The following is an 816-nucleotide window of genomic DNA, read 5'->3' as shown; positions in this document are numbered from 1 at the left end:
GCCCCAACATAACGTGCCAAAACCTCATACAATCAGCATTGTGTGAGATTTTCACCTAAGTCATTGAATTCATTGAGTGACCAACTTCCACCATTTTAGGTCGACCAACCAAAACCTCAGGCTTTATAGTCAAGCATATGAAAACATGAGGTTTTTGGGGATTTGCACATGCGCCAAGCACAGACATTGAACGAAGCTCAGCTGCGCAGGGTTATACAGTACTGCCGCAGCCGCCGTCATCCAACACGCGACCAAACCATTGTGCTGTTCAGCTTCTACGCAGGGCTACGGGCCAAGGAAATCGCCGCACTGACACGTGGGGACGTATTTGACGACACGGGCGCTGTGCGAACACAATTCATCCTGTCTGCGGCACAGAGCAAGGGGGGTGCAACACGCACTGTGTATGTGAACCAGCGCTTGCGTCGGGCATTGGCGGATTATGCTGCTGGCTTGAACTTGAGCGATCCAAATCGTGCCCTGTTTGAAAGCCAAAAGGGCGGGCACTTCTCAGCAAACACAATGTGCCAGCTGTTTTTGGACATATACAAAGCGGTGGGCTTGAAAGACGCATCCAGCCATTCAGGTCGTCGCACATACATCACCAGATTGGCCAACAAGGGCGTAGGTGTGCGCTTGCTGGCAGCTTTGGCAGGGCATAGTCACATCTCGACCACGCAACGCTACATCGACGTGAATGCGGAACAGCTCAGCGAGGCGGTTGAGCTACTATAGGGCACCTCGATTTTTCGTCGTTTTCCGCGGTTCAGGGCGGGTTTTCTGGCCTGAAGCGTGCAGGAAGCGGCTTGCTGGGAT

1 protein-coding gene is annotated in these 816 nt (G+C 52.9%); it reads left to right on the top strand.

The features are described from left to right. The first annotated feature begins 168 nt into the window (after positions 1 to 168). Entirely contained in the window at positions 169 to 735 is a 567-nt protein-coding gene (locus ACFTOW_RS13270; protein ID WP_379916497.1) for a tyrosine-type recombinase/integrase, read from the top strand. Positions 736 to 816 lie beyond the last annotated feature (81 nt).

This window comes from Lacimonas salitolerans (assembly GCF_042677865.1).
Lineage (GTDB): Bacteria > Pseudomonadota > Alphaproteobacteria > Rhodobacterales > Rhodobacteraceae > Lutimaribacter > Lutimaribacter salitolerans.
This window is presented reverse-complemented; position numbering and strand designations above follow the sequence as displayed.